Origin of the sequence: Enterococcus sp. 3H8_DIV0648, from assembly GCF_002140655.1 — a bacterium.
GTDB classification, from domain to species: Bacteria; Bacillota; Bacilli; order Lactobacillales; family Enterococcaceae; genus Enterococcus_A; species Enterococcus_A hulanensis.
In genome coordinates, this window is record NZ_NGLG01000002.1 from 1,054,125 (window position 1) to 1,060,768 (window position 6,644).

Sequence of the window (6,644 nt, forward strand, 5' to 3'; positions counted from 1 at the left end):
ACAGTATAGAGCTTTAACTCTATTTTGTCAAATGATAATTAGAGTTTTATTCTATTGTGGTTTCTTGTCAATCCAGAAAGGTTGGCATATCAATGAATCCATACGAAAAAATCAAAGAGCTAACAAAACAAAATGGTATTTCAGTTCGAGAATTAGAAAAAAGATTAGGGTATTCAAATGGTTATTTTAGTAAATGGAAGAATGTTTCACCCAATTCTGACGGATTAGCTAAAGTTGCAGATTATTTTGGCATATCTATAGACTATCTTTTAGGAAGAAAGTCTAACACCGCAGATGAAGGAAAAAATGAGGCAGCTGTTCAATTGGGTGGGCTTTTTCGGTCAGTTGCTAAAAAAGAAGAACTTAATGATCAAGAGCAACAAGAATTGAAAGAAGACTTAGATTGGTATATGAAAGAGAGAGCTCGATTAATTAAAGAGCGTCAAAAAAGAGGTTAAGTTTATGGACAATAGGGCGGTCACTGCAGCCAGGTTTATTGAAAAGTGGATTAAAGATTTGAATCACCATAAAACGTTAGTCGACTATGATGCTTCTAAATATATAATTCCCTTTCTTGAAGATCGAGGATTATATATGGAGATTCCTTTTAGAAACAAAGTAGTTCTCGGGCACAGCTTAACAGATGAACTGGGTACTACTACAATGATCAATCAGAATATAGCAACTTTAGAGAGAAAACTCTTCACTCAGGCCCATGAATTAGGCCACCATATTTTGGATCCAGAATTATTGAAGCATAACTCCGAAATAAACATTTTGACTGATGATCCAATAGAACTTAATAAATCAGCAGAGGTTCGAGCGAATACTTTTGCAGCACATTTATTACTACCAGATGATGTTCTAAACGCATTAATGTTGGAGAAAATTGCAAAAAAACGTATTAAAATGAGGCAACATGTTTCCTATGAAACACTTGGTTATCGACTTATTTCCTTTATGACAGGTATTTATCATTTGCCGCAAAAATTGAGTGAAGAAATGGTAAATGAGTTTATGGATTATGATTCAAACAACTCTTTATACGACTTTTGGCAGCAAGCTAACATAAAGAAGCCGATTAACGATCAAAGAACCCTCCGCACCATTAATGAAGAGATTGCGCTGTATCATCATGACTATGAACTTTATAATCACAGATTAAGAAAAAAAAGACAAATTAGAAAAAATGAGAATGTTTTGATTGCAGATCAAGATAAACTTTTATATTTTGCTTTAGCAGAAAATGGAAGTTGTTTATACGATGATGAATTACCATTCTAAATGGTTCGGGGTAGTACGTGGGCTTACAGACTATCCGAGATTATTTAATACTAAATCATCTATATCAAAGAAATGAGGTAATTTACATGGTAAATCTTGAATAGAGAAGTGATTAATTGTAGTTAATCTTTATTTGATCTAACAAGTATTTTCTATGAGAAAAAAAGAAAAGCGAGGAATGAAAATGAAAAAAGTATTTTTATGTTTAATATTGGTAGGTATGTTCTCTTTAGGAGCTTGCGGGAGTGATAGTAGTAGCCAAAGTGATAACAATTCTTCTAACACTGACACTGAACAAAAAGAAAGCAAAAGCACTAGTTCTCTTTTAAAAGACAACAAAGATTTTAAGTCTTTAGCCATCAACAATGGAGCTGATGAAGCGAAAATATCAGCACAAAAAGATTACGCGACTTCTTGGTCTGACTCTTCATGGTCTGGAGTAAATATTGCTATTGATAAAGTTTCAGTAGTCGAACTTGAAAATTACAAGGATTATTCTGATAATGAATATCCTGGATTTGTAATCGTTCATTACGTTATTGATAATTCTGAAAAAGACATCAATATCTATCCTGAACAAGCACTGATGAGTACTAATACCGGTGAGCAGAGCGAAGGAAAAATCGACATGAAAGGTTTTGCCGGAGAAGTGATGCGAGGAACGAAATCTGGAGGCTATGCAGCATACCCACTAAGTAATATCGATGGTGTTGATTCAATTACTCAAATCAGACTAAAGTTTCATGCTGATTACTCAACAGATGATTATAATGATGAAAATGCTCATCACGAATATGATGCAACTGTAGATCTTAAATAAAAAAACGCGCCCTCTCCCCGACCAAAGTTTGAGTGACGCGATCACATAAATTCAGCACCCATAGCGGGGCTTCTTTGTCATATTTTACCTTATTTATGCCTGCCTATGCAAGATAAGGAGAAAATAGATGGCGACTTTTAAGCAATATACAAAAAAAAATGGAGAAAAATTATGGCAGTTTAAAACTTATTTAGGTGTTAATGAAAAAACCGGTAAGCAAGATACTGCTGATAAAAGGGGGTATAAAACAAAAAAGGATGCTCAAATAGCATGCAAAAAAATAGAATTCGAGTACCAGCAGCAGAAAAAGACTGAACAAAAACCTCACACATATCAGGAAGTGTACGATCTTTGGAGTGTCACCTATGAAAAAACCGTAAAAGAAAGTACCTTTGATAAAACAAAAGAACAATTCAATCTTCATATCTTACCTGTTTTTAAAGACGTGTATGTAGACAAAATTTCAATTATCAAAGCACAAAAATTTGCAAACGATATATCTGAGAAGCTTGTTTCTTACATGCAAATTATCAGCAATGCATCTAGAATAATCAAGTTTGCTATTAACTTAAATTATGCGTCAACCAATCCATTTGATCGTATAACACGCCCGAGAAAAGCTGATGAAATTGAAGATGATACAGAATTAAATTTTTACACTCGTGAAGAATTAAATCTTTTTCTCGATATAGCAAAAAGGGAACTCGATTCTAAAAAGTACGCTTATTTTAGAACAATTGCCTATACAGGTCTGCGTAAAGGAGAAATGCTAGCATTAACTTGGGACGATATTGACCTTGAGAACAAGATGCTTCGCGTTTCAAAAACGCTTACTAAAGGAAAAGATGGTCGACTTTATATTGGTTCACCAAAAACTAAAAAATCTAAACGCACAATTACTATTGATGAAGAAACCGTCAATATTCTGAAGAAATGGCGAAAAGAACAAGTAAAGGTGTATGCTGAACTCGGCATTTCTACTTTCCGTCCAAAACAATTGGTGTTTTCTAATGAAACAAATGAGTTTGTCACTTTGTCACTACCAAGAAAATGGTTGGATTCAGTTATTACTTCCCATCATTTAAAAAGAATAACTAATCACGGTTTCAGACACACACATGCTACCCTTCTACTCGAAGCTGGAGCTTCTATGAAAGATGTTCAAGAACGGCTCGGACATGCTAACATACAAATCACAATGAATCTATATGTGCACCTGACTGAAACACGCAAAAGAGAAACTGTAGACAACTATGTTAGTTATTTAAATAGCAGTGCAGAAACTGACAAAAAAACTGAACTGGTGAAAAAGCTGTAAAGAAATAAGAAAAGCCGTAAAACGTTGCTTAGATTGGCGTCAAATCAACGTTTTACGGACATTAAAATTATATTGGCGGGAATGTGTGGGAATCGAACCCACCCAAGAAGCTCCTAACTCCTCATACTGGTTTTGAAGACCAGAGGGAACACCAGAACCCATCCACTCCCGAAACAAAACAATCATACCATTCCTTTGTGCGGGAATCAATAACAAATCGCAAAGAAAAAAGAAAGAAGCAGCCTTCTTTTGAATACTTCTTTCTTTTTTAAAATTACTAAATTATTGGGTAAACCCAGACACTGTTCTGACCCTACCCGTCCTCTGAGAACTCGCTGATTTCCTTGTTTAAGAAATAAGAAATCATCGTCCGGATAAGTACGATCAACGCTAGCTTGATAATGTCTTGGAACGTTGGATTGATAATGGATTCGATGATATCGGCCACGATCAAAAATTCCAAGCTCAGCAAAATATAACTGCCTAGATACGCTTTGATGTACTTGTTTTTGTGCAGCACAGAAGAATGTTCTTCACCCTTGCCGTGCTGAATCAATTTTATAAAAGAAATGATCGCTCCCACCAAAATAATAGAAATCGATAGCACATCCAATAACAACACGATCGGATGGAAAATCAGCGGAAGCAAATTCTCAATAGTCGCCATAGCTATCCTATCCTTTTCACGATATATCTCTATTTTAAGCCCAATCCGGCTGCGAATCAAACAGATAATCGGCATAAGTTTTAGTCTTTCTTAGAACCTTTTAAGCGCGCGATAAGCTTCGTTCTTTATCGTGATTTCAACGCTTCAATCACCAACTTCTAATTTTGAAAGGATGATTATTATGCTGAAAACTTTACGGGAGAATGCTCCTACTTTTTTAAAAGATACTTTCTACGATTTATCGGTGCTGCTTTTTTCTCACCTGTTTTATCAAGTAATCTCCTATTTATTGAATCACTGAGCGGAAAAATGGGCGGGAATGTGTGGGAATCGAACCTGCCGACAGGCTCTTTAGACAGAAAAAAAGAAGCATCCCAGCAACGGATGCTTCTTCCTCAATCTATTGAATTGGCGGATATAGTGCGGTGGTTGATTTATTGCCGTTCTTCGAGTAAAGGCTGGTTGATTGGCTGCCTTTTTGTTTTTCGATCTCGGCATTCTTCTTATCTAGATCATGATAATCGTATTTTTTCGGATCGACTGGGGTGAAGCCTTCTGGCGTATAGAAACGCAAGAGATTTTCTTGATTCAATTTGTCGGATAAACTCAACGCCTGTTTGACCTGCTTCTGTTCTTTATCAAGCTCTGGCGCGATATTCAAGGTTGCCGGATCGACTTTTTCACCGGTTTTATTGTCATAGGTTTCGCCGCTTAATTCCGTGTAATTCGGTGTGACAAAGTCGCCATTGCGAAAAGCGACGGTTTGATCGTGCTGTGGTGAAAATAAGTCCGTTCCGAATTGAATATATTTCTTCGTATCAATGCCCATCAAATGCAATAAGGTCGGCAGAACATCGATCTCGCCGCCGTATTGATGTTGGATACCGCCATTTGTGTAGTCTGGGATATGAAACATCAACGGTACCCGCTGCATTTGCGCGTCATCGAATTTATCCCATGTCGCTGGGTCTTTGCCTAAAGCTTTGGCTAAATCTTTATTATTACTATCGGAAATCCCAAAGTGGTCGCCGTAGATCATAAAGATCGAGTTTTGGTAAATACCGGAAGCTTTTAAGTAGTCAAAGAATTGACGCAGCGATTCATCCAAATAATGAGCGGTTCGTACATAGTCGTCAACGGTACTATTTCCCGTGTTTAAAGCTGGGAAATTAAAGTTCTTATCGTCGGTCAAATACGGTGTATGGTTCGTTACGGTCAAGAATTTGGTGTAAAACGGCTGCTGCAAATGCTCTAAGTGCCCCACCGTTTCCTTCAGCATATCTTTGTCTAAGATTCCATAACCAAGATTTTCATCCGCTTGATTAAAGTAGGAACGATCGAAGAAATTTTGATAGCCGAGATTTTTATACACGTGGTCGCGATTCCAGAAGCTGCCGACATTTCCATGGAACACAGCGCTGGTATAGCCAGCCTCTTGATTCAAGATCGCCGGTGCGCCTTGGAAGGTATTGTCATTTCCAAGTTGGGTAAACAAGGACCCTTGCGGCAAACCGAATGTGCCGGTTTCCAGCATGTTTTCCGCGTCACTGGTCTTGCCTTGGCCAACTTCATGGAAGAAATTGTCGAAGGCCAGCGTTTGTTTATTATCGTTTTCCAAGCTGTTCAAAAATGGTGTAACCTCTTGGCCATCTACCTTCATATTGATCAAAAATTGCTGGAAGCTTTCCAAGTGAATCACGATGATGTTCTTGCCCTTGGCAATCCCATATTTGCTTGGATCAGGCGCCGCATAATGGCCCTTAGTATATTTTAAAATGTCCGTTAAGCCATTGCTTGACGCATGCGCCCGCACGCTGTTGGTCTGCTCGGTCTTGATGCCGTCGTAAACCGTAAAGGCATCTAAACCTAAATATTTTACAATGTATGAACGGTCAAACGTCCGCTGCAATAATTGAGGACGATTAGCTTCACTCAGTGATAAATTGACGGAAAAAGTCAACGCGGCTAAACAACTGACCGCCACGGCAAAGGTCTTTTTGACAGGTTTGCTGGTAATCTCTTTGCGTTTAGCAAAAAGATAGATCAAGATGCCTAAAAAGACGATCAAGTCCGCCCAATAAAAAATATCGTGAACTTTCATCAAGGCAAAGGAGCTGCCTGAGATTCCTTGCGAAACCTTGGAAAAGCCTAAAATCGATTTGATTGTTACAAAGTCCGTGAACTCGCGATAAAAGATCACGTTCAGATAAAGGATCAAGCTATTCAGCAGATCCATTAAAAACAACACGACCAGCGCCGGCTTAAATTTTTTGACATAAAGAAACACGCCAAAAAGCAGCAAAGTCGTGGCGATCGGATTGATCCACAAAATGAAGGTTTGAATCGAACCTTCCACCCCTAATGAAAAATCTACATAATAGGCTAAGATCGTCTTTGCCCAAAACAGCACGCTGGCCGTCAATAAAATGACCCAGCGATTCGTAAAAGCTTTTTTTACCCGGTTCATCCGGAACACTTCTTTCTCTATTAAATTGTCCTTTCCCACTATAGAGCAGATTTAAAAAATATGCATTTTTATTTACCAGTCTCCAGAC

General features: G+C 37.8%; 6 protein-coding genes and 1 tRNA gene. 4 read left to right on the forward strand and 3 right to left on the reverse strand.

Annotated elements, in window-relative coordinates; all coding sequences use genetic code 11:
• The first annotated feature begins 92 nt into the window (after positions 1-92).
• The 4 genes from A5875_RS24230 (at position 93) to A5875_RS21350 (ending at position 3,422) form a co-directional block, all read left to right on the forward strand.
• Entirely contained in the window at positions 93-458 is a 366-nt protein-coding gene (locus tag A5875_RS24230; protein WP_242551252.1) for a helix-turn-helix domain-containing protein, read from the forward strand.
• A 4-nt stretch (positions 459-462) separates the two neighbouring features.
• Positions 463-1,284, forward strand: a complete 822-nt coding sequence (locus tag A5875_RS21340) for an ImmA/IrrE family metallo-endopeptidase (RefSeq protein WP_088935575.1) — start codon at positions 463-465, stop codon at positions 1,282-1,284.
• A gap of 184 nt (positions 1,285-1,468) precedes the next feature.
• The gene (locus A5875_RS21345) at positions 1,469-2,104 is read left to right on the forward strand and encodes a hypothetical protein (RefSeq protein ID WP_141108374.1); all 636 of its coding nucleotides are present in this window, start codon (positions 1,469-1,471) and stop codon (positions 2,102-2,104) included.
• A gap of 127 nt (positions 2,105-2,231) precedes the next feature.
• Positions 2,232-3,422, forward strand: a complete 1,191-nt coding sequence (locus A5875_RS21350; RefSeq protein ID WP_088935577.1) for a site-specific integrase — start codon at positions 2,232-2,234, stop codon at positions 3,420-3,422.
• 73 nt (positions 3,423-3,495) lie between these two features.
• Here the strand turns inward: A5875_RS21350 and A5875_RS23895 are convergent.
• The 3 genes from A5875_RS23895 to A5875_RS21360 form a co-directional block, all read right to left on the reverse strand.
• Positions 3,496-3,592 (reverse strand) — tRNA-Sec (locus A5875_RS23895).
• Positions 3,593-3,735: 143 nt separating this feature from the next.
• Positions 3,736-4,089 (reverse strand): DUF1622 domain-containing protein, encoded by a 354-nt coding sequence (locus tag A5875_RS21355; RefSeq protein ID WP_088935578.1) that lies wholly within the window; start codon positions 4,087-4,089, stop codon positions 3,736-3,738.
• Between the two features lie 400 nt (positions 4,090-4,489).
• The gene (locus tag A5875_RS21360) at positions 4,490-6,556 is read right to left on the reverse strand and encodes an LTA synthase family protein (RefSeq protein ID WP_088935579.1); all 2,067 of its coding nucleotides are present in this window, start codon (positions 6,554-6,556) and stop codon (positions 4,490-4,492) included.
• Positions 6,557-6,644 lie beyond the last annotated feature (88 nt).